General features: G+C 57.0%; 21 protein-coding genes. 4 read left to right on the forward strand and 17 right to left on the reverse strand.

The window, feature by feature from the left end:
- Positions 1 to 16: 16 nt before the first annotated feature.
- The 9 genes from FRD01_RS11020 to FRD01_RS11060 all read right to left on the reverse strand — a co-directional run bounded on the left by FRD01_RS11020 (position 17) and on the right by FRD01_RS11060 (position 14,557).
- Positions 17 to 1,477, reverse strand: coding sequence for a phytoene desaturase family protein (locus tag FRD01_RS11020; protein WP_146959570.1), 1,461 nt, complete (start codon positions 1,475 to 1,477; stop codon positions 17 to 19).
- On the reverse strand, positions 1,474 to 2,832 hold the full coding sequence (locus FRD01_RS11025) for an NAD-dependent succinate-semialdehyde dehydrogenase (RefSeq protein WP_146959572.1): 1,359 nt from the start codon (positions 2,830 to 2,832) through the stop codon (positions 1,474 to 1,476). Before FRD01_RS11025 ends, FRD01_RS11020 begins: the two co-directional genes overlap by 4 nt.
- Positions 2,833 to 2,841: 9 nt before the next feature.
- Complete coding sequence (gluQRS, locus tag FRD01_RS11030; RefSeq protein WP_146959574.1) at positions 2,842 to 3,768, reverse strand: tRNA glutamyl-Q(34) synthetase GluQRS; 927 nt, start codon at positions 3,766 to 3,768, stop codon at positions 2,842 to 2,844.
- A 3-nt stretch (positions 3,769 to 3,771) separates the two neighbouring features.
- Positions 3,772 to 4,836 (reverse strand): aminoglycoside phosphotransferase family protein, encoded by a 1,065-nt coding sequence (locus tag FRD01_RS11035; RefSeq protein WP_146959576.1) that lies wholly within the window; start codon positions 4,834 to 4,836, stop codon positions 3,772 to 3,774.
- 16 nt (positions 4,837 to 4,852) lie between these two features.
- The gene (locus FRD01_RS11040; RefSeq protein ID WP_146959578.1) at positions 4,853 to 5,704 is read right to left on the reverse strand and encodes a PorV/PorQ family protein; all 852 of its coding nucleotides are present in this window, start codon (positions 5,702 to 5,704) and stop codon (positions 4,853 to 4,855) included.
- 63 nt (positions 5,705 to 5,767) lie between these two features.
- Positions 5,768 to 7,699, reverse strand: coding sequence for a serine/threonine-protein kinase (locus FRD01_RS11045; protein ID WP_146959580.1), 1,932 nt, complete (start codon positions 7,697 to 7,699; stop codon positions 5,768 to 5,770).
- Between the two features lie 37 nt (positions 7,700 to 7,736).
- Positions 7,737 to 11,345 (reverse strand): serine/threonine-protein kinase, encoded by a 3,609-nt coding sequence (locus FRD01_RS11050; protein WP_146959582.1) that lies wholly within the window; start codon positions 11,343 to 11,345, stop codon positions 7,737 to 7,739.
- Between the two features lie 84 nt (positions 11,346 to 11,429).
- On the reverse strand, positions 11,430 to 12,611 hold the full coding sequence (locus FRD01_RS11055; RefSeq protein WP_146959584.1) for a hypothetical protein: 1,182 nt from the start codon (positions 12,609 to 12,611) through the stop codon (positions 11,430 to 11,432).
- Positions 12,612 to 12,700: 89 nt separating this feature from the next.
- Entirely contained in the window at positions 12,701 to 14,557 is a 1,857-nt protein-coding gene (locus tag FRD01_RS11060) for a M66 family metalloprotease (RefSeq protein WP_146959585.1), read from the reverse strand.
- A gap of 163 nt (positions 14,558 to 14,720) precedes the next feature.
- On the opposite strand from FRD01_RS11060, the gene FRD01_RS11065 reads away from it, so the two are divergent.
- The 4 genes from FRD01_RS11065 (at position 14,721) to FRD01_RS11080 (ending at position 19,508) form a co-directional block, all read left to right on the forward strand.
- Positions 14,721 to 15,446 carry a class I SAM-dependent methyltransferase gene (locus tag FRD01_RS11065; protein ID WP_146959587.1) on the forward strand — a complete coding sequence of 242 codons (726 nt, stop codon included), beginning with the start codon at positions 14,721 to 14,723 and terminating at the stop codon, positions 15,444 to 15,446.
- Positions 15,443 to 15,934, forward strand: a complete 492-nt coding sequence (locus FRD01_RS11070; RefSeq protein WP_146959589.1) for a hypothetical protein — start codon at positions 15,443 to 15,445, stop codon at positions 15,932 to 15,934. The genes FRD01_RS11065 and FRD01_RS11070 overlap by 4 nt, the downstream gene beginning before the upstream one ends.
- A 116-nt stretch (positions 15,935 to 16,050) precedes the next feature.
- Complete coding sequence (locus FRD01_RS11075) at positions 16,051 to 16,797, forward strand: hypothetical protein (protein WP_146959591.1); 747 nt, start codon at positions 16,051 to 16,053, stop codon at positions 16,795 to 16,797.
- 77 nt (positions 16,798 to 16,874) lie between these two features.
- Entirely contained in the window at positions 16,875 to 19,508 is a 2,634-nt protein-coding gene (locus FRD01_RS11080) for an efflux RND transporter permease subunit (protein ID WP_146959593.1), read from the forward strand.
- Here FRD01_RS11080 and FRD01_RS11085 read toward each other — a convergent pair.
- The 8 genes from FRD01_RS11085 to ccoG all read right to left on the reverse strand — a co-directional run bounded on the left by FRD01_RS11085 (position 19,495) and on the right by ccoG (position 26,562).
- The gene (locus tag FRD01_RS11085) at positions 19,495 to 20,412 is read right to left on the reverse strand and encodes a universal stress protein (RefSeq protein WP_146959595.1); all 918 of its coding nucleotides are present in this window, start codon (positions 20,410 to 20,412) and stop codon (positions 19,495 to 19,497) included. The two genes, FRD01_RS11080 and FRD01_RS11085, sit on opposite strands and share 14 nt — an antisense overlap.
- Positions 20,413 to 20,442: 30 nt before the next feature.
- Entirely contained in the window at positions 20,443 to 21,021 is a 579-nt protein-coding gene (locus FRD01_RS11090) for a hypothetical protein (protein WP_146959597.1), read from the reverse strand.
- Positions 21,022 to 21,224: 203 nt separating this feature from the next.
- On the reverse strand, positions 21,225 to 21,656 hold the full coding sequence (locus tag FRD01_RS11095) for a single-stranded DNA-binding protein (RefSeq protein WP_146959599.1): 432 nt from the start codon (positions 21,654 to 21,656) through the stop codon (positions 21,225 to 21,227).
- Between the two features lie 131 nt (positions 21,657 to 21,787).
- Complete coding sequence (locus FRD01_RS11100) at positions 21,788 to 22,072, reverse strand: putative signal transducing protein (protein ID WP_146959601.1); 285 nt, start codon at positions 22,070 to 22,072, stop codon at positions 21,788 to 21,790.
- A gap of 75 nt (positions 22,073 to 22,147) precedes the next feature.
- On the reverse strand, positions 22,148 to 22,252 hold the full coding sequence (ccoS, locus tag FRD01_RS24885; RefSeq protein WP_347341866.1) for a cbb3-type cytochrome oxidase assembly protein CcoS: 105 nt from the start codon (positions 22,250 to 22,252) through the stop codon (positions 22,148 to 22,150).
- Entirely contained in the window at positions 22,203 to 24,644 is a 2,442-nt protein-coding gene (locus tag FRD01_RS11110) for a heavy metal translocating P-type ATPase (protein ID WP_146959605.1), read from the reverse strand. The genes ccoS and FRD01_RS11110 overlap by 50 nt, the downstream gene beginning before the upstream one ends.
- The gene (locus FRD01_RS11115; RefSeq protein ID WP_146959606.1) at positions 24,641 to 25,123 is read right to left on the reverse strand and encodes a FixH family protein; all 483 of its coding nucleotides are present in this window, start codon (positions 25,121 to 25,123) and stop codon (positions 24,641 to 24,643) included. The genes FRD01_RS11110 and FRD01_RS11115 overlap by 4 nt, the downstream gene beginning before the upstream one ends.
- Positions 25,124 to 25,149: 26 nt before the next feature.
- Positions 25,150 to 26,562 (reverse strand): cytochrome c oxidase accessory protein CcoG, encoded by a 1,413-nt coding sequence (ccoG, locus tag FRD01_RS11120; protein WP_146959608.1) that lies wholly within the window; start codon positions 26,560 to 26,562, stop codon positions 25,150 to 25,152.

The following is a 26,562-nucleotide window of genomic DNA, read 5'->3' on the forward strand; positions in this document are numbered from 1 at the left end:
GGAAAGTGTTGCAAAATTAGTTCGAAAAAATTTGTTTTGCAGCGGCGGTGCCCGAGAGTAGGCACATGGGAACGCCGCCACCGGGGTGCGCGCTACCACTGGCGAGGAAGAGACCTGGCAGGTCTTTGACGCGGTTTGGTGGGCGCTGAAACGCGGAGAATTGGGAGTTTGAGGAGGCGCCATAGATGCTGCCTCGGGAGCCCGGGAACTGGGCGGCGAGGTCTTGGGGACGGCGCATCCAGACCCAGGTGTCTTCGGGGTGAATCAGGTCGAAGGCGAGCAGGCGTTGTTTGATTTGGTCGGCGACTTGGTCGGCGACTTCTTCGGCGGGTGGCGCTGAGTTTATGTCTTTGACGTAAGGGGCGTTGATCATGGCGAAGATGGGCTCATGGTCTTCCCAGCCGGGGCGCTGATGGCTCTTCTCTTGTGCGCAAAGGTAGATGGTTGGCTCCTCTGGCAGCCGCTCACGATCAAAAATATCCACAAATTCTTGCTGATAGGGGCGAGCCGGAAAGAGTACGGTGTGGGATGGTCGCGGCACGCGACGCGCCTTAATAACGCCAGTCCAGCCAGACATGGACGGCTCTCCGGCCTCTTTGATTGGCGAGTCTTCCAAGAGGTCATGAATGAGATGGGAGACATCGGCGTTACAAAGCACCACAGGCGCTTCGAACTTCGTGTCGCCGCACATCACGCCGCTGACCTTCTTTCCGGCTCTTAGGATGCTTGTGACGCGCGTGTTGTAGACGAACTCGGCGCCTTTCTCAGTGGCTGCCTTCTCAAGGGCCTCGGCAAGGCGGAACATACCGCCTTTGATGCCGTAACACCCAAGCCCGAGTTCAACCCAGGCGATACAATTCAAGGTGGCAGGCGCACGCCACGGGTGACTTCCATTGTAGGTGGCGTATCTGAGAAGAAGGTCGCGCAGGTGCGGCTCAGATACTCGGGATTCGATGGCAGCGGCCATAGAGCGCATCGGATCGATCTTCATCAATTCACGAAATTTTGTCATGCCAAGCTTGATGGCGCCGCCGAAGCTCGGGGCCTCGCCGTAGACAAAATTTGGGGCTGCCGCATTCCAGATTTCCTCGGTGTAATCCAGAAATCCCTTAAATTCTTCGGCATGTTTCGTGCCGAAAACCCTTTCAATTTCAGCGAGAGTGTCGCCTTTGGCAAAACGGATATTCAATGCCGTCTTGTCGGGCCAAAGGTAGGAGAACCCATCGACTTCGATGAGCTCCAAGTAGTCGCGGTAGTCCAAGCCGGCGTTGCTAAACACGGATGCTACTACATCGGTCATGGTGAACACGCTAGGGCCGGTATCGAACTCCACGCCTTCGACCTGTGCACGCCCCATCTTTCCGCCGGGATCCGGCCCCGCCTCAATCACCAGGACGCGCTTCTTTCCGGCGAGCTGCACAGCCGCGGAGAGAGCGCCAGCGCCGGCTCCGATGATGATGATATCGTATTGGCTCATGAAAAATCGGCCACGGTTTTGGCGTTTACGAACGCATGAAGTCCCATCTCACCGAGTTCTCGCCCGTATCCGGAGTCCTTGATGCCTCCGAATGGAAGGCGTGGGTCCGACTTGACGATACCGTTGATGGCCACATGGCCTGAATCTATGGCGTCTACGAGGGGTTGAATGGTATCGGATGTTGTCCAGAGACTTGCACCGAGGCCATATTCCGTTTGGTTCGCCAACTTGATGGCGTGGTCGGTATTCTTGGCTCGAATCACGGCGGCAACAGGCCCAAATGTCTCTTCGTCAAAGACGCTCATTCCCGGGTCGACGCGCGAGATGATAGTGGGCGGATAGAACGCGGGACCAAGGCCAGAAGGCTCGCCGCCCATGAGCGCCACGGCTCCGGCGGCAATGCTGGCTTTGACTTGTTCGTGCAGTGCCTCAGCGAGGTCTACCCGGGCCTGAGGGCCAATATCTATGGACTCGTCTGTCGGATCGCCAATTTTCAGGGCACGCATCTCTTTTCGGAAGAGGTGGATGAACTCGTCGTGGACTTCATCCACAACAATAAATCTCTTGGCGGCGATACAGCTTTGCCCCGAGTTGAGGCATCGCGCACGCGTGGCTTCTTTGGCGGCCTTCTCAAGGTTCGCGTCAGCGAGCACGATGAATGGGTCCGAGCCACCGAGCTCAAGCAATGTGGGCTTGAGCGCTTGGCCCGCCACACTTGCGACTGCTCGACCGGCACGCGTCGACCCCGTCAAACTCACCGCGTGAACGCGTCTATCTTTGATGACTTTTTCGGCCAAATCGTGGTCAATGAGCAGAGTTTGAAACACTCCATCTGGAACCTGGGCCTGCGCAAAAATCTCTTCGATGGCGAGCGCGCACCCACTGACATTTCCGGCGTGTTTTAGGAGGGCGGTATTACCCGCCATAAGGGTTGGCGCCGCAAACCTGAAGACCTGCCAGAACGGAAAGTTCCATGGCATCACGGCCAGAACGGTGCCGAGCGGCTGAAATTGAACCCATGAGTTTGTGGCATCGGTCTCTATCTTCTTCGGCTTAAGTCCTTGAGCCCCAGTCTCGGCGTAGTGCTCACACACCCACGCGCATTTTTCGACCTCTGCCCGCGCTTCTTTGATGGGTTTTCCCATCTCCTCGGTCATGAGCCGAGCCCATTGTTCTTTCTTTTCGCGCAGAACGGCCGCGGCCTGATTCAGCATGTCGGCACGCTGGTCGAAGCTCGTCTTCGAAAAATCTCGAAACGCTCTACTGCTGCGCTCGAGCATTTCTTCCACGTCTTCGGAATTATGATCTGGATATTCTCGAATCAGCGTTTGGGTCGCTGGGTTGATTGATTTCATAGACACTCCCTAAAGTTCTCTGATGCTCTCGAGGCTGATTTGGCGCAAAAGATCCGAGGCGCTGATATCACCAAAATCCCAACCGAGGGTGCGTATCAATTGACCGATGACCCGCTCAGGAGGCTGACTTCTATCCACTTGCGCGGCTTCATTTCGCTTGGCCATTCGCTCGCCATTCTGGTCCAGAACGAGTGGTACGTGCCAGGTCTCAAACCCCTGAAAACCCGGGTTGAATTCGGATTTCAGAATTTCGGCGAGCCATACCTGACGTGGAGTTGAATCGAAGAGGTCTTGCCCTCTGACAATTTGAGTCACGCCCATGTCCAAGTCATCGACCACAACGGCGAGCTGGTAGGCCCAGAGGCCGTCGCTTCGAAGCAATACTTGGTCACCGACCTCAAAGACGAGGTCTTGTTCGAGCGTCCCGAGAATCTGGTCATGTACCTTGACGATGTTCGGACCACCATCTGGGCTTACGCGCAGTCTCCATGCCGGCTGCCGGTCCGGGCGCTCCTTTGCCATTTTCGCTCGACCCTCTTCGTCAAGCGCTGCGCAAGTCCCCGGGTAGACGGCGCCGCGCTCGTGGGGTGCGGACGCCTCTTGGATTTCACGGCGGGTACACCAGCATGGATAGACGAGGCCCTGCTCTTTGAGGAATTCCAAGGCGCGTTCGTAGAGGTGGGTGCGTGAGGTCTGCATCCACGGGTCGGCGGCATCCAAAGTGGTTGGGCCATGGTCCCAATCCAGGCCGAGCCACTTCAAGTCTTCCAAAATCGCCTCAGCGCTCCCAGGACGCGTCCGCGGAATATCTATGTCCTCCATTCGGATCACGAACTCCGCGCCGCTCAGGCGAGCAATCAGCCACGCCAGGAGCGCTGTTCTGAGGTTTCCGAGGTGTTGTGGGCCGGTAGGGCTCGGGGCGTAGCGGCCGCGCATGGACTACTCCTTGCCGAATGCGGGTTCTACTTCGCTTAGCAACTGGGCCAGCCCCGCGAACTCAAGGCGTTCCAAGGCATCTTTGACGTAGCCAATGGACGGCTCGTAATAAGGCAGAAAGTTTGGATTTCCTTTGACCTTATCGATGAAGATAAAGCGACCGGCATCTTTGAGTTTTCGCTGGACCGTTTGGAGGTAGAAAGCCTCTTTGACCAAGGCTTCGTCCTCGCACCATGGAAGATCCTTGGCCTGACCGGCCTGAACATAATAGGCCACGAGGCGCGCCACGAGATCGGGGTCGAGCACGATATACGAGTCTCTTAACAAGGCCACCAAATCGTAGACAAACGGCCCCATGAGCGCGTCTTGGAAGTCGATGAGATGAAGCTTTCCGCCCTTCTCCATGATGTTTCGTGATTGGTAATCGCGAAGCACCAGCGTCTGAGGCAGGTCCAGCAGCTTGTCGACGATTTGCTGAAAATAGGCCTGAAGTTCGGCACGGTGCGTGCCTAGCGTGTCGGCGCCATAGTGCTCGTCGAGACCCCACTCGCGATAATGGTCGAGTTCCCAGAGCAGCAGTGCCTCATCAAAAGACTTTTCGTACCCGATGCAATCACACTCACCGTCATCGAGCGTGGCAACTTGGAAGTCTACTAGCAAGTCAATCGCGCGCTGGTAGTGGGCCTCTGCTTGGTCGGGTGCGTTGAGGTAGATATTCTCGAACATGGTGTTGCCGAGGTCTTCGAGAAGAAGAACCCCAAGCTCCATGTCCACGAAGTCGATGGCGCCCACGGGCAGACCGAGCCGCGCGAGATAGCGTTGCACGTTGACAAAGGGCAACTCAGCGGTTTCCGGATTCTCGCCACCCTCTTCACTCTTGCCCGGGTCAAAGTCCTCGGGAAGGACCATGGCCATCAAGGTGGACTCGCCGCGCGGGCCCGCCTCGGACAAGGTGATTCGCCAGTAAATGCGGAGCGACGCATGCCCACCCAAGTTTTCAAGCGAGGCTTTTTCAGCCACGTCTTGGTCAAACGCACGACTCAGAGTCTGGCGAATTCGGCTTTCCATGTTTTGGTCTCAAGATTTAGAGGTAGATTGCGAACGAACCCATAAAAATCATGCGCTCGGTATTGGCGAGGTCGAGTTGGTAGCCAACATCAAATCCTGCTGCTTTCGAGCGCCAGCCTGCACCGAATGTGAGCATGGACGTGTCCACCGCATCTTTTCGCTCGAACCCGACACGCAGCGGCACCATGACCGCCAGGTATTCTGCGCCAAACGCGAATTCTATGGCCGTATCGTCTGTGGTGGTCAGGTCGAAGCCCACATCGCCCGCAAGCACGAGACCGAAGTTTGTGGCGAAGGATGCGCCGCCAGCAATGGTGAGAGGCGCGATAGGTGCACACTCTATCTTATCACATTGATCGACAAGGTTTTTTCCGACCACGCCGAGGTGAAAGCCTTCGGTGACCTTAAAGATAGCACCTGCATCGAGCGTGAAGCCGTTCATGAGCTCCACGTCATTGTCTTTAACGATGAGGTAGCGGCCACCGACTCCGATTGCGACGCGGTCTGGAACAACCGGGACCGCAAGCGCGAGGCGAATATCATGGCCATCGATGCCGTCGGCTGCGTCGCGGCCAATATGATACGAGTACCCAACGCCCGCGGCGAGATTGGGATTGGTGCGACTATCCGAGACCGAGGCGTTGAGCACGCTGCCCGTCGGATTGTATTCGAAGGTGCCATCGATGGCGTAGAGTGTGGCTCGCGCGATGCCTGCTGGATTGTGGTAAATCCCGCTCGTGCCCTCGGCGACCGCCGTGAACGCATCACCCATTCCGCCGGAGCGGACGCCGTCCGTAAATTCCTGAGCGCTCGCCAGGTTGGCCCAACTTAGAATTGCAAGAACAATGAGTATTCGCGTGGAGTGCATAGTCTCTTCCTTGAGCAGAGTCGGCGAATGATTAACGGATTGGTTGGGGATGTCAATTGCGGCTTATGGGACAATGCTCAACACGATGAACACGACTAAGACAAGGAGCATCAGGAGCAAAACTATTCCGATCGCGAGTCGTTTCTTGTTCAGATTATTCGACTCGGTGAGGTCTTGTGGGCGCCTTGGCTGCGGCTGGTTATCTGGAGGCCGAACCTGTTGAAGCCCTGAATTGGGCTGGTCCGGAGCCGGTTGCGGCAAGGGCTGCACGGGACGCGACTGGGGATTTTGCCGGGGTGTCGGTAGCGGAGGGAAACCCATTTGCGAGGGCGCCACAGGTGGGACAAGCCTGGGTTTTTCTCGTGTTCTTTCCTGTGTGTCTGCGTAATTCTTGCCGAGCACCATCTTCGGGCCGGAAGGCCTTTTCACACGGGGGTGAACATCGAGCTCGAGGGCCTCAGCACTACCTGATGGGCGCGGCGGCTCGAGTGGTTTGGCTTGAACCGAAGGACGGTCCAAGACCGGCGTAGGCAAATCCTCATCCGTTCTGGGTTTGAGCTCCGGGCGCGTCATATCCGCACTATCGACGTGGGCACTACCAGCCAGAGGATTGAGCTGCGGAATGGATGAGGCAAGCCGCTCTCGTTTGGCCGAAGGTGTGGAGGGGCGCGTGGAATCCACCTCATCGGTCTTCGCGTCTTGGTCAGGTGCTTGAACCCGTGGGAGCTCACCCGTTCTGAGCCTCATCGGCTTGACGGGCCGAGTCTCGGCCTTTGAATCGGCGGCTTTCAGTCTCGATTGTAAGGACGGGATGTTCTCAGTCGGGGCACTTTCATCGATTTCAGGTTCACGCCCGGTGAGTTGCGCGAGCTCAGACGCCCCGATTTGCACGGTGGGCTCGGAGTGTTTATCCGCCGCCACCGCGTATCCGGCCGATTCTGCGGCCTTCAGGAGTTGGCGCCTGTCGATCTTGAGCGTCTCCTCGATTTCCTGCGTGGGGGTATCGAGCGGCGGCTCGCTCTTGAGCGGCATCGTGGCCAATTCGAGGTCCATTTCACCGGTCAAATCTTGCGCGACCTCATCGGCCTGCATGGCGAAGTCGAGAAGTTGAACGGAAATCCGCTCGCTGACGGTGTCTCGGATGGTCCCCTGCGAATCAATTCGCAACGAGAGCAACGCCTGGGTGAACTCGCGGATGGACTGGAAGCGGTCATCGGGCTTCTTCTCCATGGCCTTGAGGATGATGGCCTCAAGCTCTTTGGAGAGGCCGCTTCGAAGCCGGCTCGGCGGCAGAGGCGGGGCCTCGACCTGGGCCATCATGAGCGCAAACTCGGTGGGCGCGTTGAAGGGCACCTCGCCCGTGACCAATTTGTACATGGTCACGCCCACGGAGTAGATATCCGCGCGGCCGTCGATGGACTTGGAGCCTACGATTTGTTCGGGGCTCATGTAGTGAAGTGTCCCGACGGTGGTCCCCGTCGCCGTTAAGTCCTGGCGGCCGCCCTTGACCTTGGCGACCCCGAAATCAACGACTTTTGGACGCCGAACGTCGGAGTCTTGGAGCAGGATGTTTGATGGCTTGATATCTCGGTGGATGATGCCGCGGCTATGGGCAAATCCGAGCGCCGACATCACCGGAATGATGACATCGATAACCTGTTCCTGGCTGAGCGGGCCCTCGTCACCCAGGTATTCGTCAAGGGTTGGACCATCCACAAACTCCATCAGAATGGCCATCAACGGCTCGTCCAAAATCTGGAAAACCCGCACGATATTTGGGTGTTTGAGGAGTTGTTGAATTCGCCCTTCTTCGAGGAATCGCGTCCGAATGATGGCGTTGTCCGAGTAGTACGGATAGAGAACTTTGACCGCGATGGAGTGCGAAGTTAGCTCGTCACGCGCTGAATAGATCGATGCCATCCCCCCCTCAGCGGCGAGGTATTCGATTCTGAAGCGGTCGAGGAAACGATCACCGGGTCTGAGGTCAACGGCCATGCGCACAGTCTAGACGAACTCGGACGCTACGCAACTTCTAACCTGCTTTGGGGAGTCGGTCGAATCGGCGACGCCCTACTTCGGGCGGGACCATGGCGCCGAGCCCCCAACCGTTGGTGAGAGGGTCCACGGGCTGTGCCATGGCGTCCTTGACGAGGTTGAGTCGGCGCGCGATCGGAATGAACATAGTGTAGTCGCCTACCTGAGCTGCAGAGACGTGGGCGTATCTCAGGAAGCTAAGCGCGTTTGCGTATTCGCCGCGCGCAGCGGCCACGTCGGCGCGGAAGAGGTACGTCAGAGAGGCCACGCGCGGCGAGTCTTCCTCTTTCTGAAGAAGGCCCGAGAAGGTCTCCCCGCTTGGTGGGAAGCCGTAGAGCAGAAGCTGGATGTAGATGACGTGCGACTTCACCTGCAGTTGTCCTTCGGTGTACCCGAGCTCCTCACAACGTGAGAGCGCCTTTCCAAGCGCCTTAAACACCTGTGGTTCTTCGCCTTCTTCGAGGTGGAGGTAGGCCAAACGGACCATAGCCGCGACCCAGATTCGCCTCAGACCAATCGCCTCGGCGAGCTCGAGTGTCCCGTTGTAGCTCACGCGCGCATCGGCCAGATTTCCTGCGGCAAATCGCGCGTCACCAAGGTGCAAAAGGACTTCCGTGATGCGTTGACGGTCCTGGTTTGCTCGCACCCTAGATAACACTTGTTCCAGGTGCTCGGTGGCTTCGGCCACATGGCCCTGAGCGGCATAGGCCCAGGCCAAGCCAAGGTTTGCGTCATGAAGAGAGTTATGATGGTGCGATGCAGCAAGACCGATCGCGCGCCTGAAATGGTCTTGAGCGTCGGCATAGGAAGCGTCGGCGAACTCGGCCTGACCGAGCTCGATGAGGCATTCTACGGTGTCAGAATCGCGAGCGCGGCTCTCGAAAATACTTAGTGCGTGCTTCAGGTGTTCTCTGGCCTCGGAGAATCGACCGCGCCTTGTGAGCACACCGCCGAGTTGGCGGTTTACGCGGGCCAAAAGCAGCGGCTCTTGGAGCCTTTGCGCCATCTCGAGCGCCTGCCGAGAGAGGTCTTCGGCGAGTCCGGTTCGTCCCTGGAGCAAGGCAACGCGACCCATTTCGTTTGTGATCGCCACAAAGGGTCGATTGGAGCCCATGACGCGGTAGGCGTCGCGCGCCTTGTCGAAGAATTTAAGGGCGTTGGTGTATCGTTCTTGGTACACGGCGAGGTCGCCCAAAAGCTTGTTGGCCTTGCCCTCGGTCTCGCGGTCGTCGAGGCGCAGGGTCCGCATGGCTTTGTTCAGCGCATCTTCAGCGGCACCGTGTTCACGAAGTGCCCCGTGGACCTCACCCAATCGGAGCCAAATCTGGGCTTCTTCAAGACCCCAGCCCGAAGGTGGCGGTGCGTCAGACTCGACGATTTTCTGGACCGAAAGATAGAACTCGCGGGCGCTGTCGAGGTCCAAACGCTGGAAAGCCATCTCGCCCTGATCCATCAGGATATTGAGGGCCTGCGCCGACTTGCCACCACGCCGATAATGCGACGCGATGAGTTTGACCTGCGTCAAGGACGGCTGGTTGTAGAATTGCTGCATGAGCTCGGCGAGCTTGAGATGCGCAGCCTTTACCCCTTCGATAGCCTCAAAACCCTGTCTTAGAGTCTCGGCAAAACCCGGCTTGGAAAAACGTATGACTTCGTCATGAACGTGCAGGATTCCGAACTTTTCGGCCTGATGAATGACCATATCTGCCACTCGAATCAGGTCCGTGGAGAGGATGCGGGCGTAGACGAGTTTCCATAGGTCTAGCGGGACTTCGTCACCGAGCTGCGCGAGATATCCCAAAATGGTGTCGAATGCACTCGAGGAGTCCTGCGGGGTCTCGTCGAGCTCAATCCGCTGCGTCAGGGGCTCATCATCAGCCTCTGAGTCACTCAGGCCGGCGCCTACGTACGAACCGTCACGCTGAACAAACTCGGGAATGGCCTGCATCCGTTGAGTGGCGAGCACCTCCTCGTCCTCGTCTTCGGTGACGAGATGCATCTGACGCGCAAAGGGGCGACCAGCCTGGAGCAGGGACTCCGTGTAACGGGCCAATCCCGTGCGCTGTCCGAGTTCATCGGGGTCGACCGTGACCACGAGCATCACAGGTTTCGGGTCCGCCTGAAGGTCCCGGAAAAATCGGTCGAGAAACGCCAGAGTCAGCGTATCAAGACGCTCCAGGTTCTCAAGGCCCCAAACGAGCGTTCGACGTTTGGCGAGCGCTCTAAAGGGCCCGGATATGCGGGCGAGCAGGCTGTCGCGCATGGAGCTGAGCGCCTGAAGTGGCCGCGAATCACGCTGAATTTGGTCCGCAGAAAACGCGAGTTCTTGATCCTCACCGTAGAGCTCCATCAGGAGGCGTTTAACCTCAACGATTCCCGAGCCCTGAAGCGCTTTGCCGGTGAGTACAGAAAGCTCGGTTTCGAGACTCGTTTCGCTGGCCTCGGCGCTCGGTCCGCGATGCAAAACAAGGGTATTATCAGCGCCGCGAGAGCGCCTGAGGAACGCACGCAGTAGGTTGGAGCGACCTGAACCCGGCACACCACGAATCACCACGAGACGGGGCTGATTGGTGGATTGGCACTCTTTGAACGTGGCCTCGAGAGTGTCGAGCTCCCAGCGGTAAAGTTCCTCGACTTCCTTGTCGTCCAAGAGGTCTGCGGGATCCACTGCGACTGCCTGCAGGGCCTGTGTTCTTGGGCGTGACGGCTTCTCCATCGGGTCCGCGTACGCGTCGAACTCGGGGGCCATCAAGTTGTCGAGCAGCACCGACGCCGAAGGAATCCGGTAGTTCGGGTCTTTTTGAGTGCATTGGGTGATGAGCTCGGAAAACGGCGAGCCACTCCAGGGGTCCGGAAGCGCGAGCGGCGGATCGTTGATCTGGCGCAACATCACGTCCATGGCGTTGGTGCAACGCTCGTAGGCAGCATGTCCGGTGATCATCTCAAACGCGATATGACCGAGCGCGTAGACATCTACGGCAGGGGTAATCTCCTCGGCCATCGCCTGCTCGGGCGCCATGTAGAGCGGTGTTCCGAAGACGGTCCCCTCCTGCGTGAGAGGGCGCATGGTGTTTGGGCCGGCATCACCAATATTCGTAATGGCCTTTGAAACGCCGAAGTCCAGAACCTTGACGTACTCTTGCTCTTCACGCTGGGTGAGAAAGATGTTCTCGGGTTTTAGGTCGCGGTGCACAAGGCCAAGGCGATGCGCCTCCGCAAGTGAGCGACACGATTGCACCAAAATCTTCCAAACGCGCTTGAGATCCATGGGCTCGTGTCGCTGAACCACGACGGAGAGGTCGTTGCCGACCAGATACTCCATGGCGATATAACAGAGACCGGTATCGGTGTGGCCATAGTCATAGAGCGTGATGGTATTGGCGTGCGAGAGGTAGCTTGCGAAGTAGGCTTCGCGCCGAAATCGCTCCACGATCTTCGCGTCGTGAGACGCGGTAGGCTTGAGCACCTTGAGCGCCACAAACCGGTTCATATCCTCCTGGTGCGCGCGATAGACCACCGAGAAGCCACCCGAACCGATGATCTCAACGATACGGAAACGTCCCGCAACAACATCACCGGGCTTCAAATTCGGGAGGTTAGGAGCCATAGAGGATTGCGCCGACCAAGTAAGGAATTGACTGTCCGACGTTATATGGCTTTCAGGTCGGGATCGCAAGCACGGACCGGCCCCTTAGGGAAGAATCCGAACCTCAACGTCGATGGCATCGCTCCAGCTCGAATAGTCTGGGAGGTAGATCACACGGGCGATCACTTTGTAGGGGGCATTCTCAGGCAGCTCGAAGATGAACTCGTGATCTTCGAAGCGCCTCGGCTCCAGACGAGTGTCGCTCGTGATTGCAGCTAAGTTGTTGGGATCGATCGTAGGTTTGCCTTGAGCATCTAAACCGAGACGGCCAAAAAACACGCCTTCACGCAGCTCGGACGTCTGCAAAAACTCCGGGAGCGCCGGGCCGTGAAAGGCCTTGAGCTTGGTGCCGGTCTCGAGGTTTTGCGCCTCCACCACCACGACGTAGGCGGACTTGAACCATCCACCCGGCACGCGATGTGCCGCTTCGAGGTTTTGAATTTTTGTTTGTACGTAGAGCGAGGAATCCCATTTAAAAGTCTCTACCCAGAACCCGATATTGGCCTGACGAGCTTTGAGATCCACCACAAACTCGGGCGCGCCGTGAGCCGCGTGACAATCCGTACATCCCTTTTCCAGAATATGGCGGACCTCCGGATCTGCAAACGGCCCTTGTCCGAGGCGCTCAGGGTGTCTCCAAAACTCAAGCGCCTGCATTTCAGCGGTATCGCTAAGAATGGGAAGCCCCGTGTGGTGTTCTTGGTTCCAAAGTGGCCAGAGTCCTGTGTGATCTGCTGGCAAATCAAGGGTTTGGAAGTGGCACTCCTGGCAAGACTCCTCGGAGGTTTGAAAGCGCGTCTCGTGGCGGGCCAGCTGGGCGTCCAGAGTGTCTAGGACTTCGGAAACATCCGCCAACTCCCATCGCCTGAGAAGACGGGAGACCTCATGATTTCGGGCTTCGAACTCGGGCTTTCGGACGAGCGTATCGGAGTGGTACGCCGTCAAGACCTTCCTAAGTTCGGGAATCTTATCACCGGCGATGGGACCGTTGGCCGCGAGCCTTCGAATCTGAATTTGAGGTCGAAGGTCTAGGAGTTCTTGGCGGCTCAATTCCAGATTTTGGTCGGTTTGCAAGGCGTTATCGGCGCGCGCGATCTGGTCATCAAAAGGTGTGGTCTGAGGCTCTTCGACGCCGAACCAGCCGGAAAACCGATCAATTGCCGACTCGGGAAGAAAGTATGCGACCGCCATCAAGGCGAAAGCTATGAACCACCACTTCTTCTTCACACTCGTACTCATTGTCGACGAGGGCTCCGCCCTCGTCAGATGCGCCGACAGACATAGCACCAACCGTCCAACGCGCACAGAGCCCGCGTTTACAAGACGATCTGAATACCACGGACAACGATGCTGGCCGCGGCGGGTCCAAAGTCTTCAACGGAGAATAGAAGTGTCTCGATATCGCATGAAACCTCGGTGACCCAGATTTCAACGTCGGCCAGTGGTAGGCCAAATTCATCGAGCAAGGTGGCGGATTCTTGAACGCCCGCTGGCAGCGCCGAGGACTCGATCGTGTTGCCCCAGACCACGGCTCCGTTCTCGATAGCGCCCGTTCGCCAGCTACGAGGCTCAGCAAAGGTAGTCTGAGATTGAACACCCAAGACGTACTTCAGGCGCTCGAAGATCGCGTCGTAGGTGTAGTCCGAAACCCATGACGGATCGCAATAGCCCATGAAGTCTGGAGCTTGTGGGTCAATGAGCGCGTTGTTGACCACGTCGTAGCCCCACGTGCCAATTCGGCCGCCGGCGTGCGGAAAGTCCGGGTCGGTTCCGGCAGCGCCACCACACGGTGCGTGCGGACGCCCAAGCGCATGGCCAATCTCGTGAACGAAGATGTCCTCTCCGGTGCCATCAAAGGCAATACCGATCCCAGCGCGGCTACTCACGCTGTTTGCCGGGGCGAGCGGCGCGACCCCACCTACGCAACCGCCACCGCAGAATTGTGAACGGCTAGCTGAGGGTTGAATCACGCAATAATAGTAGACGTCAGGGGCTGGATTATCCTGCTGGCGAACGCCGAGGCAGAGATTCAACATGGAGCTAAAGCCACTTCCGTTAGGGGCAAGGCCCTGGTTGGTCGCGACCGGGTCGCGCACCGTCACCTCGAGCTGACTGACCGGATAGTTGACGAACATCTGCTGGCGCCAGCGCTCCAGGGCAGCTTGGTCAAGGTTCGGTGTGCGGCCGCTGCCATCAGCGTCGTACTGAATCGGTACGAGCACCACGCGCATAGGATTGATGGCCTCCGAGCCGAGCTCTACGGTCCCAAGTGCCGGAAATCTGGGTTGAGCCATCTCAGCTGGAGGGGCTGAACACGGATCGACCTCAAGAAGTTCTACGGAATACTCAACGTCGGCCGGCAATTCTCCCTCGTCGAACTGGAAGTTGACCGTGGATCCGAAGTTGGTCTCGGTGGAGTTTGCCTGCGGCGTAAACGTTTGCTCTAGGACCTGGTCGCCCAAGGTGAGCCGGACGTTGAGAGGGCGTGCTTGCCAGTCGGGCTGCGGCTCAACAAAAACACGCAGCACACCTGGTCGCCCCGCAACCACCGGCGCGTTGCGCTGGGCAAGGGGTTCGCCATCAGCCGCGAGCCCAACCTTGACGCCTTGATACATGGCGAGGCTCTTGATGCTGATGCCTCCAGCGAGGCGGTCGGTGGTGGTTGGGGTGAGTGCCGTGTCGTAGGCACAGGAGAGTGCCGAAAACTCGATTTGGTGGTCAAAACCAGCGAGCGTTCCACTCCAGGTGCCGTTTCCGGCGTTGAACGTGACGTCAAGTGTGGTGGTTTCACATATGCCGTCCACACAATAGTCGACGAGTTGTTGTGCGCCAAGCTCCTCGGTTCTAAAGACGACCGCCCTCTCCAATCCATCGGGGGCATCAATCCGTTGTGCGTCGTCGGTGCAAGTCGACTCGAGGTCTGAAAGCACCAGATACCCAACCCGTTCGCCGTCAACACAACGTTCACCCCATGTCGCGTGTGTGAGAATTTCTGGGACGTTTTGAACGGGTGAGGTGGGGCTTGAAGGTCCCGGCTGTGGCTCCAACTCCACATTGGGGTACCCCGTGAACGGGGCGTCGGCCTCGCCGGAGCCTGCGTGCCGAACGCTGAGCATCCCTAGGTCACATGCCGGAAGAATAAGAGTGGCAAGGATAAGAGAGGTGAGCTTCATGACATGACTCCAAACGGGACGTCATGTTGAAAACGCAACTTATGTGCCACATTATCCTACATACCCCTACTCACGCGGATAAGTGACCAGAAATCGGCTTAAGGTCTTGCGACGCGATGCGATGTGAAATAGGAGTTCAGCGTTGAATACTTGGAGCACTAGAATGGCTGAAGAAACCTATCGCGGCGTCATGGACGCATCTTATAATGAGGGGCGACTCTCAAAACCTCATTTGAATTTTCGCTACAAAGTGCGCGGACAAGTCGCCGTGGACGGATTCAGGCGATTCCACCCCAATGCCAAGGAGCCGAAAGTATTGGAGATGGGGGCAGCTGACGGCCTTACCCTTCTGCATATTCGAGAGTTGTTGGGGTCCGGTGAGTTTTTGGGAGTCGAATACGCCCAAGAACTTCTCGACACCGCGCCATCTCTTCCGAGCGACACTCGCCTGATTCGGGGCGATGTCACGGCACTGCCTGACGAAGTACCTGCTGATTATTGGGACTTGGTAAGCTGCCTTGCGGTCTTGGAGCACCTGGACAACCCGCAAAAGGCTGTGGACGAGGCCTATCGAATTTTAAAGCCTGGCGGCGTTTTTGTGGCGACGTGCCCGAACCCGTTTTGGGACGACCTCGCGGGCAAGTTCGGACTAGTTCAAGACGAATTCCACGCCGTGGAAGTCACAGGAGACGTGCTCATCGACCTCGCGAAGAAGGCCGGCTTCAAATACGCGACCTTCGAGCCGTTCATGTGGGTTTTCACGGGAGCCCTTCCCTACGCGGGCTTGAGTCTCGACCCGAAACTTTCTTTGGAAATAGATTCGTACGTTCGAAGACTTAAGAAACTTGATTTCTCTTTTGTGAATCAAGCAGTCGTCGCGGTTAAATGAAGATTATACCTATCAGCATAGCTTTAGCGTTCCTCCTAGGATGCGAGTCCAAGGAGCCTTCCAAAGCAGTTCAGCGCACGGCGTTTCCGCCAGATGCCGAGGTGAAGGGGGAAGACGTACCTGAGCCTCAGGGGTCATGGGAATTTAAGATCGAAGGTGGAAAGACTTTGAGCGGGTCTACGGTTCGAGTCCGCCCCTCGGACATCGAAAGCACCATCAACCTGCAGGGCGGCACCACCTTGATCTCCATGCGCAAACGCGGCCCGGTCAGCATCGCCTGGTCTGAAAAAGATCGCGCGGTCGTCGAGCTTCAGATGCCCGGCATGCGTTGTTTCGCGAATTCTGGCGGCGAAGGGCCCAAACCAGAGGGGCATAATTTCTCCGTTCAGTTCAAAGACACAACGTTGAGCGAGGCTGAGTTCGAGGGAGAGATGCCGTGCATGAAAGGCCCGGAACGCATCAAGTTTAGCGGGAAATTCAAGCGCTAGACCCAAAATCTTGCCTACATGCAGCGTTGGGGTAGGTTGATGTGGTGCATCCACTTATTGCCAGAATTCCGCCTGCCCTCCGATGTGCCCTACTCGCCACCCTAGTGGGGAAATTTGTGCTTCTTGCACGTGGGTACAATCTGCCGGCATGGGATTGGTACGAGATCGGCTGGATTGCGGCCGAGTGGCTGCTGGCGATGGCCGGCACGTGGTCTGTCTATCATGTGATTCGCAAACAGGGGCTTCCCCAAACGGCGGAGCGCGCAGGCTGGCTCTGGGCCACGTTTCCTTTGGTGGCGCTCATGCCGGCACAGGATCTCTTCTGGGTGGTGCTGCCACTCATGGGCTTCGCGCTCGCGATGAGCCCCGCGTATCCGCTCGCGGCAATCGCGTGGGCGGGGAGCCTCTGGCATGCGCCGAATACACTGCTCATCGGGGCGATGGTGATTTGGGGCGCGAGCCAGGTCAAAGACCCGCTTAAGCGAGCCGCGTTGGTGGCCGGCCCGATATTGGCCGCTGCGGGCTTGGTCCTCTACCACGTCTTGGAAGGTAGCCTTCGTGACTTTCAGGCGTTTCAACCGCGCCAAGACTGGGATGTTCTAGCCTGGCAGGTGCCGGAATGGCTCGGAGTGATTGTCCCGCTCGCGTTTATTGGCCTCGCCCTGACATATGCTCGGCGACTCCCGACGGCTTGGACGCTAGCAAGCGTGGTCACGCTGGTTCTGGTCGCGGTACAAACAGGACCGTTCACGGCGGCGCTTGCCCTACCGGTGATTGCGGGCCATTTTGCGCTGAGTACCGAAAACCCTCAGGCCGAGCGGACCGTTATCGGGCTTCAGATCGCGAGTTTGGCACTTCTCTAGGTCAGACTTGCGAACTCTAATGAATTAAGGTGAACTCGCGAGCGTCTGACCGCCCGTTTCATCACTGGATCAAAAGAATGCAAGAGCAAGTTCACCAATTCGTTCGTGTCTACATGGAGCGCGTGGTTGCGCGGTACTACGGCATCATCAGCGTGCTCTCGCTGGTGGTTAGTGCGCTGGCGATTTGGGTGATTGCCACCACGTGGAATATCAATTCAGACTTCAAAGCCCTTCTGCCGCAAACCGCACCGGCAGCGCTCGCAATGACCGAGGTCGCCGACCGCGTAGGTTCTGGGTCCGCACTTTTTGTGGTGATCGATTCACCCGACCAAGAGGCGAACCTGAAGTTTGCGGAGACATTCTCCACCGAATTGCGGTCGATCCCGAGTGTGGCGCTCGCGCACTATCACAACGACAAGACATTCTTTGAAAAGCATCAGCTTCTCTACATGGACGTTGAGGATATCAAGACCCTTCGCGAGCGTATTGAGGCGAGCATCAAACAGAAGAAGAAGGAAGCGAATCCGCTCTTTGTGCAGCTTCGAAAGAAGAAGGATGAGGGCCCCTTAGTCCAGACCGACGATATCGAGGAGAAGTATTCGAGCCAGACTCAGAACACCTACAAGGAATACCTCATCTCCGACGACGGCTACTCTCTGACCATTGTGGTGCGATTCGTGGAGAGCTCTACCGACCTCGTGGCCACAAACAAGCTGCTCGACCGAGTGCGAGAGATCGCGACCGAACTCAAACCCACCGAGTACCACCCGGAGATGACCGTGGAGCTCGGTGGTGGCCTTGTAAACCGACAAAAAGAATACACCTCGATTGTCTCCGACATCATCACGTCCGCCATCTTCACGATCGTGGGTCTCTTTACGGTGATCGCGCTCTATTTCCGCAGATTCCGCGGTGTGATTCTGGTGCTTGGCCCGCTGATTATGGGCATTCTCTGGACGCTCGCGGCTGCCTTTATGCTCTATGGCGAGCTGACCACGGTCACGGTCTTCATCTTTGCGATTCTCTTGGGTCTCGGGATCGACTTCGCGGTGCACCTATTGGCCGGCTACGACCACGAACGCCTTGACGGTCACGAGCCGGTGGAAGCCCTTGTGCATTGCTTCACAGGTACGGGCAAAGCCACGGTGCTGGGCGGATTGACTACGTTTGCCACGTTTGTGGTGCTTAGTTTTGCTCAGTTCAGGGGGCTCTCACAATTCGGTACTGTGGCGAGCATGGGCATCATCTTCAGCTTGATCGCGATGTTGGTGGTCATGCCTTCTCTTCTTCTCTCACTGCAAAAGATGAAGCCGTACTCACCACATCAGCCCGGGAAAGAAGGGCCTCTCTTGGACAGGCTTATCAACGAGTCGATGGTACAGAAATGGAGCCGTCCCGCGTTGATCATAGCGTTCTTCCTCTCAGCATTTGCGGTCTACGAGTTCAAGAACGTGGAGTTTGAGGAAAATTTCCGAAAGATCGGCCAGATTGAGCCGTTCTGGGTGGATAAAGATGCCGAGCAGCGTGAGGCCGACCTCAAAGCGAGTGAGGCCGCGGCCAAGGGGCTTGCGCGTCAGGTCTTTGTGAACGCTCGTCAAATCCGGGAGTCTGTGGATCCGGAGACCTTTGTGATGGATCGCGAACAGCTTTCGGTGGGCGCGAAGTACTCGTCTGCGAACCAGGGCCAATCGTCTACACCGACGATTTTGCTTTTCGACGACGCAGAAAAGGCGAGCCATGTCTACGGCGTGATGAACCAGATGCATCGGGACGGAAAGCTTGAAACCGTGCGTTCCATCGCGTCTGTACATGCGTTCCTACCCGGCACATCTGAGGAGCAGGCTGCCCGAATGGAGGAAATCAACAAGATCAAAGAGGTCTTAGACCGTGAGGGCACTGCCTTCTTGAACGATGAGCAGAAGAAGACGGTCGAGGACCTTCAGAAGCGGCTCGACGTCTCCCCAGTTAGCGTCAAGGAGCTTCCAGACTGGACCAAACGCCTGTTCCGGGAAGCCGGTCCTGCGGCGAAGCCAGCCGCTGAAGGCGAGGAGTTCGCCTACGAGTACTTGATCTATGTCAACGAGGCCATCGACCATATGAAGGGCGAGCAGGCGCGGCAGTTCCTTGGCGAGGTGGCGAGCGTGGCCGAGGCTAGTGGACAAGAACTCCGAATCGGGAGTCAGTCGTATATCTACACAGCCATGCTCGACGAGATTAAGACGGACGGCGCTCGAATGATGGGAATCGCGCTGGTGGTTGTGGTCTTCATCCTGACGTTTGGATACCGCTCGCCGTTTCGTGCAGCGATGGCGATGTTACCTCTTACAATCGGCGGGTTCTGGATGTTCGGGGCCATGGGTTGGTTTGGCATCAAGCTCGACTTCTTCAACGTAGTCATCATCCCCGTAGTGATCGGTATTGGCGTGGACGACGGCATCCACTTCTATCAGCGCTATTTGGACAAAGGATTTGGGTCCATCGGAGCGGTGTTCCGGCAGGTAGGCTCCGCGGTTGCCATGACCTCTGTGACCTCGATGATCGGCTTTGGTGGTTTGGCGGTAACGAATTACGCCGGGCTGCAATCCATTGGATACGTGGCGATTACAGGAATCACCTGCGCCCTCTTCTCGACCCTGCTCTTGATGCCATCGATCCTCTGGTTCGCGGAGAAACACGGTTGGACCTGGATCACAGCACCTAAGCAGGGCTGATCAAGATATCCGAGGCGGCTTCGTTAAGCACGGCTTGCGCGACGCTTCCGATCCGGATCTTGCTCGTGTCGCCAGATTGGCGTCCAAGGACCACGAGATCGACCTCCTGAGCGCGGCTCACCACTTCCTGGCTCGGACGCCCAAAGACGATGCGTCGTTGACTCAAGAGCGCCTGAACGCGTTCCTTCTCCGGAAATGGGACCTCAACTTTCTGAAGTATGCGCTCGAATAGGGCGTCGACCTTCTCCTTGCTCTTCGAGATGATCTGTCGCTTGTCCACTCGCAGGGTTTGCTTGACCAACTCTTGGTCATCTTGAGTGAGCGGGTCCGGAATCACGTGAAGAATCTCAAGGGTCGCGTCTAGTTTGATAGCCAGCGAGGCGGCTTTTGTCAGGAGATCCGAGGTGGCGGGCGAAAGATCTACGGCCACGAGGATGGAGTTCACCTGGCGTTTGGCGCCGTAATCACGAGCGACCCAAACAGGGACTGTGGATTGTGCGACCACACCCGAGGTCACCGACCCAAGGGCTGCTGGCCGCGCGCCCCATTGGCCAAAAGCTCCGCAAATCACAAGGTCTGCGTCGCGTTTTACGGCGTGCTCAGCGATTTGATCGGCAGGGCGTCCAAACACGATGTCCAAGCGCTCCAACTGTGCGTCTTTGAGCTTCAAAGCGTCGGCCAGGTGTTCCGCGGCAAGCCGTCTCATCTCGTCGAGGATCAGCGGTTCATCTTCACCGAGCGGTGCATAAGGGAAAAGTGCACGCCGGATATGAGGTGCGATCTCGTCTAGGACGTGGATAAGGTGCGTGGACTGACCGTCCACGAGCGTACGGGCCACGCCGAGCGCAGCTTTACCATGATGAGTACCATCGAGAGGTACGAGCGCGGATTCGAATTTCCACATATATTTAGGAGCCTTGGATAGCCGGGGTATTCAAAGGGTATCAAACCGGTCGGGCTGACCGTCACCGGTCTCATCCCAACCCACTCGCACCCTCTGATTATTCTCATAATACTCAAAAATATCCGCTACCCCGTTGCCATCTTCATCGCGCTCAACACGCAGCAGGGAGCCCTGCTGGTCGTAGAATTTGGTGATTGAGAACTTTCCGGAAAAATCAAGGGAGAGGTGCTTCTTGGTGGGCAAGTTATTCTGGTAGAAAACTACAAGATCAACACGGCCATCAAGGTCCAAGTCCATCTCTTCTTCAACGATTTGGTCGCTATCTTTGGCCGGATAAGACCAGACATCGACCTTTCCGTCGAAGTTCATATCTCGCTCAATTCGCACCGTTCTCGCACTATCTTTAACAACCCATTGATCCGGCTTTTCGTCTTGATTCAGGTCCACGGCCTCAACCGCGTACCCATCACGCTTGAGGTCACCAGCTCTAGCTCGACCACCTTCTCCGGTGCCGAGACTAGTCACTTTGACGGCGTCCTTTTTGGCGCTTGTGTCTTCACCACAAGCGAGAGTGGAAAGCGCGAGGATCAACAAGATTGCGATTTTCATGGCAAACATCGTGTAGCAAATGGTCAGCGAAAAGCCGCCGACTTAAATGATCGAATATCATATCAAGGCCACAGAATCACCCTACTTTGTTTCCGGGTCAAAGTACTTCGATCGCGAGTACAAGAAAAAGTGACGGCCGGCTTTCGCCGGCCGTCGAACTAGGAAGCTCGAACTTGGAGGGGAACGCAGAGCTTCCTAGCTAACTAGAACGGAATATCGTCATCATTGAACGACTGATCGAAGTTGGATTCAGGGCCGGGGCCGGGGCCGTCATCACGTCCCGATGGGCCGCCGCCACCGCCGCTCGATCCACCGTCCAAAAACTGGACGGTCTGAGCGACGACTTCGGTCGTATACCGTTTATTTCCGTCTTTATCGTCCCAACTATTGGTCTGAAGCCGTCCTTCGACGTACGCTTGCCGACCTTTCTTGAGATATTTCTCGCAGAGTTCTGCAAGTTTACCCCAAACCACGACGCGATGCCACTCAGTCCTCTCTTGGGACTGACCGTTCTTGTCGTTCCACCGCTCATTGGTGGCGAGGTTGAAGTTGGCAACAGGCTGTCCGCCTTGTGTATATCGAAGTTCCGGGTCTGAGCCGAGTCGACCGATCAACATTACTTTATTCAAACTCATCTGATTCTCCTATCTTTAAGAACACCCTTCATAATGGGCGTCTGGGTTCAAAGTCGAGGACCAAAAAAATTTTGGCCTCTACATTGTTTTCGGCCATTTTTGGCAAGTGTTGCGAAAAAAGTTTATTTTTTTCACTCTTCTTGATGCAAAAATTGGCCTTCCCCAGTAATAGCGCCGTCTTCGATAGCTTGTTGAATTAATGCCGCAGCATCCTCAACCCGATCAAGTTCCACGACAATGCGCACTTGGCCGTGAGATCCGACATTCATTGGGAACCCTGGAACCCCCATATCTCTGACGAAACTCGCGATATCATTCTCTGAGAGAACTTCGTGAATAAAGTTTGCTTCGAGCGGTTGGTAGAAAACGTAGAGGTCTACCAGTTCGAAATCTTCGGTTTTGTACTTGCGACTCATGAATCATCTCGTGGTCAAACGGTGGGCAAACGCTACATGTTTTCTTGTCGAATTGTCTAGTGTACAAGCGGGTCGCTAGTCTTCGTCCAAGATCCGAACGGCGGGTGAGTCCACGTCGTCGAACTGTTGGTTACGGGTGGCCCACACGAACGCCGCGACCGCTGACGCAGCCAGAATCAGCGCCAGGGGCACCAGAAGGTAAAGAATGGACATCAGGGACCTCCTTTGGCTCAAAAGAGCGCTGTAGGAGCGAAGACGCTACCACAGACAACGAACTAACGGGCATCGCAATGGCGGCCACAAGAGGGTTCACAAGACCGGCAGCGGCTGCTGAAACGCCCAATACATTGTAGATGAGCGATCCGATCAGGTTGCGGCGGACCACCTTTCGAACGACCTCAGCCCCTTCAACCAAGGTCAAGACGGCGTCAAGGCCTGGTCGAGTCAAGAAGATATCAGCCGCCACAAGGTTAAGATCACTCCCGCCGTGCACGGCGACACCCACATTCGCTTCCTGCAGCGCCGCGGCGTCGTTCACTCCGTCACCGATCATAAGTACCGGGCCGGACTCGCGAAGTCGCGCGATGAACTCTCTCTTGGACTCAGGGGTCTCGGCGCCCAAGGCCTGATCAATGCCAAGGGTCTGAGCCACGCTCTGAACGATCTCAGGGTGATCTCCCGAAAGGAGCACGGTTTTCAGGCCACGAGCTTTGAGCTGCTGAATCACGCCAAAACTCTCGGGGCGCAAGGGATCACCTAGGCCAAGCGTGCAGACCACGCGGCCGTCAAGTTCAATGGCCACCGGACTGAGTCCCATCTTGACCATCTTCTCCACGTGCTCTGCGGGCGCACCGAGCCAATCTGGGCGTCCCACTCGCGTGAGCTTACCGGAAACTACCCCCTGAATTCCCGACCCCGCGATCTCTTCGATCTCGGACGCCTCCAGCTCGGAATTCTCTTTTCGAAAGGCCGCAGCCAGAGGGTGGGCGCTATGTTTTTCCAAAGCCACCGCTGCCTTGATCGCATCTGCCTGACCCGCAATCTCCACGATCCTCATTTGGTTCTGAGTCAGAGTGCCAGTTTTGTCGAAAACCACCGTCTGAACGCGATCCAATTCTTCAAGCACATCGTCGTGTTTGATGAAAATACCTCGGCGTGCGGCCCGACCTGCGCCCACCGTAAGGGCGAGCGGCGTAGCCATGCCAAGGGCGCAGGGGCAGGAGATGACGAGGAGTGCGATGGTGTGCGCCAACGCCAACTCAGGCGCCACAGACCACCAGATTCCGAAGGTGAGCGCAGCCGCGAATAAGACGGCCAACACGAAGTACCCTGCGATCCGATCGGCCAGTTGCACAACGGGTGCACGACGCTCGGCCTCAGACTCTACCCAGTGCAATAGCTTTCCAACGCGAGTGTCCCCGCCCGCCTTCATGGTTCGTACGCGCATCACGCTCCCAACCACCGTTTCACCGGCATTGACCAGACTTCCCGGAACCACGAGCTCAGGGCGCGATTCACCGGTGATCGCTGCGCGATTTACCACAGCGCGCCCTTCGGTCACTTCGCCATCCACAGGGACCACGTCGCCGAGGCGCACCTCGATGATATCGCCGATGGCCAGGGTCTGCGTGTCGACTTCTTCGAGCCCCTCGGCGCCAACTCTCAGAGCTCTTGACGGGATGAGCTCAAGTAGGCGTTCAGCGGAGTCCGTGGCGCGGCGGCGGCCTCTTAGTTGCAGATATCGCGCGCTTAGGAGCGCGGCAATCAAGACGGCGATTGAGTCGAACCAAACCTCCGCAGATCCGGCAATGGTGGCCCAAGCGCTGTAGCTCCAGCCCAAAAACACACCCACGGAGATCGGTACATCGACGGAGAGCCGATGCAGACCGGCCCATGGCCACACGGACGCCCAGGCGCGCCTGAAGAACTCTTGTCCTGCGTAGAACACTGAGATGGTGGTTAGAATCAGGCTCAACCAAAGAGCAGCCGTCCTTAGGCCTGCTTCGAGCCCCACATCCAGCCCTGAGTAGAGCGTGATGGCCAACAACATGACATTGGCCGCAAGGGCCCATGCCACGCCGAGTTTGAGCAGCAGAGCATCTTCAGCAGACGAGCGTGCGGTCTTGGAATTCAGCCTGTGTACTTGATATCCAAAGCGCGCAAGCCACCGCCCCATATCGTCTAGCTCAACCGCTTCGGGCTGCCACCTCAAGGTGAGGCGAGCTCTCGAGAGATTGAGACGAGCGTCCACGACCCCATCGATCGCCTGCGGCATTTTCTCGACAATCCAGACGCAACCGGCGCAATGAACACCGTCTAGGTGGAGGTCGACTTCGCACGTTCCGTCTTCGTTTTGATGAATGTCGTCGAGGAGGCCGAGGTCAACTTCATCAAACTCGACTGGGGCGGGTGGGCCTTCGGCTCCTGCCTTCAAATCGTAGAATCGAGACATCCCGGCGGAGTGAATGGCGTGATAAACCGCGCGGCAACCTACGCAGCAGAACGCGTGCCCATCGTCGTCTTTGACCACTTCTCCGAGTGGTTGCCCGCAATGGTCGCAGGCTTGTTTCATTCAACGACCTCAACACGAATCACGTCGTGAAAACGCTCATTCCCACGAATGGCGAGCACCTCAACGTCGAAGACACCAAATCTTGAGAGCGGTGTTTTTGTCACGTAGCGCCCGGGGGCAGCTGGAGCCGCTGGTCCCACGAAAACGGGTATAATCTTCGCCGGATCACGAAGCGTAACGCCAACTTCCAACCCTTCGATTCCAGCGCCATCCTTCTCAAAGTTAAGATGGATATAACCATTGTCGTCGCCCGAGGGTTCGATTCGAACCGTGGCATCCCAGCCCAAATCCGCGACCTTGGCCTCTTCGCCGCGCGCTTCGTCCCAGTGTACAGCCTTGGAATAGTAGTCCGGTACGATCTGAGGGCCGCCATCACTGGTAGCATTTACAATGAGCACCACGTTGGCGATCACGCTCATCCCTAGGATCGCGAAGACCATACCTGGCCAGAAAATATGTGGTGGAATGCGTGCAAACATGGGTGCTCCTTCGGACCTCGGACGGCTTAAGGGCCGATCAAGGTATAGGGGAATTCAGCGACCTCTTGCCCGTTGGTCACTTGAATTCGAGTCTTCACTGAGCCTTTCTGGAAGGCTTCTTTAGGAACCAGAATAAAGGCTCCGATGCGTTCGGTTTTTCCGTCTTCGATCTGCAGGCTCGTTAGGCCCTGAAGCTTGATCTCCACGCCGGGTGGCTCAGGAATGATAAACCTGAATTCACCGTCTTGACCGGTTCTGTTTTGAACACGGAATTTGAGCTGATTCATGACCTTGTCCCCAACCATCACATAAGGGTCAGTGGCGGCTCGGGTCACATTGAGGTCAATGGGTTCGCGATGAGTCAGAAGCCAGAAGAACGCCGAGCTCAGCAACACGAAGACCACCGCATAAAGCATAGTCCGCGGGCGGAGAATCTTAGATGGTTTGTTCTCAAGGGCGTTCTCAGACGTGTACCGGATGAGCCCCACAGGCTTTGCGATGGAGATCATGATGGCGTCGCAGGCGTCCATACACTGTGTGCAGCCCACGCACTCCATCTGCAGCCCATCACGAATATCAATACCCGTTGGACATGTGCGCACACACGCAAAGCAATTGATACAATCGCCGAGATTGAGTTTTACGCCTTCGCGCTCTTGTGTGTACTGAGCTTTGCTCCTTTTGCCGCGCGGCTCGCCGCGATTCGGGTCGTAGCTGACGATCATCGAATCTTCGTCTTGTAGCACCGACTGAATTCGGGCGTAGGGACAGGCGATGGTGCACATCTGCTCGCGGAAATAGCCGAAATCAAAGAGGATCAGCGCACTCGTGATAGCCATCATCACGAAGAATCCCCAATGCTCTGCGGGAGGCCCTGTCATCCACTCAATGAGTGAATCCCAGCTTACGAAATAGGCCACAAAGGTGTGTGCGAGTCCCACGGAGAGGATGGAGTAGATGATAAATTTGAGCGTCTTTCGCCAGAGTTTGTCGAAGGACGAGCCCGCCTCGTCGCGCCTTCGCCTCTGGTTTTCCTTGCCTTCGATAAGCCTTTCGATGGGCCGAAAGACAAACTCCAGGTACACGGTTTGAGGGCAGCCCCAACCGCACCAGACACGGCCGAAAACAGCTGTGACCACAATGACGGAGAAGACTCCGATGATCATGGCAAACATGTAGAGAAGCGTGTCGGTCGCGTAGAGCGTGAGTCCAAAGAAAGTGAACTCACGGTGCATGATATCCAGGAAAATGGCGGGTTTTCCGCCTATTTTCACCAGCGGCAATCCGACGAAAAACGCGATGAGCGCCCATGCCACCACAAAGCGAGCTTTCCAAAACTTCCCGTGGCTTGGGACCGGATAAAGCCATCGCCTTCGACCATCTGCATGCAAGGTCGAGAGGACTTCTTCCGGAGATTCGAGAACTCTTGGATCACTCAT

The organism is Microvenator marinus (assembly GCF_007993755.1).
Lineage (GTDB): Bacteria > Myxococcota_A > Bradymonadia > Bradymonadales > Bradymonadaceae > Allomicrovenator > Allomicrovenator marinus.

What these genes read in the sequence shown, in the direction of transcription:
- FRD01_RS11020 (WP_146959570.1), bottom strand. Translation starts at nt 1,477, where the DNA reads ATGAGCCAATACGATATCATCATCATCGGAGCCGGCGCTGGCGCTCTC.
- FRD01_RS11025 (WP_146959572.1), bottom strand. Translation starts at nt 2,832, where the DNA reads ATGAAATCAATCAACCCAGCGACCCAAACGCTGATTCGAGAATATCCA.
- gluQRS (WP_146959574.1), bottom strand. Translation starts at nt 3,768, where the DNA reads ATGCGCGGCCGCTACGCCCCGAGCCCTACCGGCCCACAACACCTCGGA.
- FRD01_RS11035 (WP_146959576.1), bottom strand. Translation starts at nt 4,836, where the DNA reads ATGGAAAGCCGAATTCGCCAGACTCTGAGTCGTGCGTTTGACCAAGAC.
- FRD01_RS11040 (WP_146959578.1), bottom strand. Translation starts at nt 5,704, where the DNA reads ATGCACTCCACGCGAATACTCATTGTTCTTGCAATTCTAAGTTGGGCC.
- FRD01_RS11045 (WP_146959580.1), bottom strand. Translation starts at nt 7,699, where the DNA reads ATGGCCGTTGACCTCAGACCCGGTGATCGTTTCCTCGACCGCTTCAGA.
- FRD01_RS11050 (WP_146959582.1), bottom strand. Translation starts at nt 11,345, where the DNA reads ATGGCTCCTAACCTCCCGAATTTGAAGCCCGGTGATGTTGTTGCGGGA.
- FRD01_RS11060 (WP_146959585.1), bottom strand. Translation starts at nt 14,557, where the DNA reads ATGAAGCTCACCTCTCTTATCCTTGCCACTCTTATTCTTCCGGCATGT.
- FRD01_RS11065 (WP_146959587.1), top strand. Translation starts at nt 14,721, where the DNA reads ATGGCTGAAGAAACCTATCGCGGCGTCATGGACGCATCTTATAATGAG.
- FRD01_RS11070 (WP_146959589.1), top strand. Translation starts at nt 15,443, where the DNA reads ATGAAGATTATACCTATCAGCATAGCTTTAGCGTTCCTCCTAGGATGC.
- FRD01_RS11080 (WP_146959593.1), top strand. Translation starts at nt 16,875, where the DNA reads ATGCAAGAGCAAGTTCACCAATTCGTTCGTGTCTACATGGAGCGCGTG.
- FRD01_RS11085 (WP_146959595.1), bottom strand. Translation starts at nt 20,412, where the DNA reads ATGTGGAAATTCGAATCCGCGCTCGTACCTCTCGATGGTACTCATCAT.
- FRD01_RS11090 (WP_146959597.1), bottom strand. Translation starts at nt 21,021, where the DNA reads ATGAAAATCGCAATCTTGTTGATCCTCGCGCTTTCCACTCTCGCTTGT.
- FRD01_RS11095 (WP_146959599.1), bottom strand. Translation starts at nt 21,656, where the DNA reads ATGAGTTTGAATAAAGTAATGTTGATCGGTCGACTCGGCTCAGACCCG.
- FRD01_RS11100 (WP_146959601.1), bottom strand. Translation starts at nt 22,072, where the DNA reads ATGAGTCGCAAGTACAAAACCGAAGATTTCGAACTGGTAGACCTCTAC.
- FRD01_RS11110 (WP_146959605.1), bottom strand. Translation starts at nt 24,644, where the DNA reads ATGAAACAAGCCTGCGACCATTGCGGGCAACCACTCGGAGAAGTGGTC.
- FRD01_RS11115 (WP_146959606.1), bottom strand. Translation starts at nt 25,123, where the DNA reads ATGTTTGCACGCATTCCACCACATATTTTCTGGCCAGGTATGGTCTTC.
- ccoG (WP_146959608.1), bottom strand. Translation starts at nt 26,562, where the DNA reads ATGAGTGATCCAAGAGTTCTCGAATCTCCGGAAGAAGTCCTCTCGACC.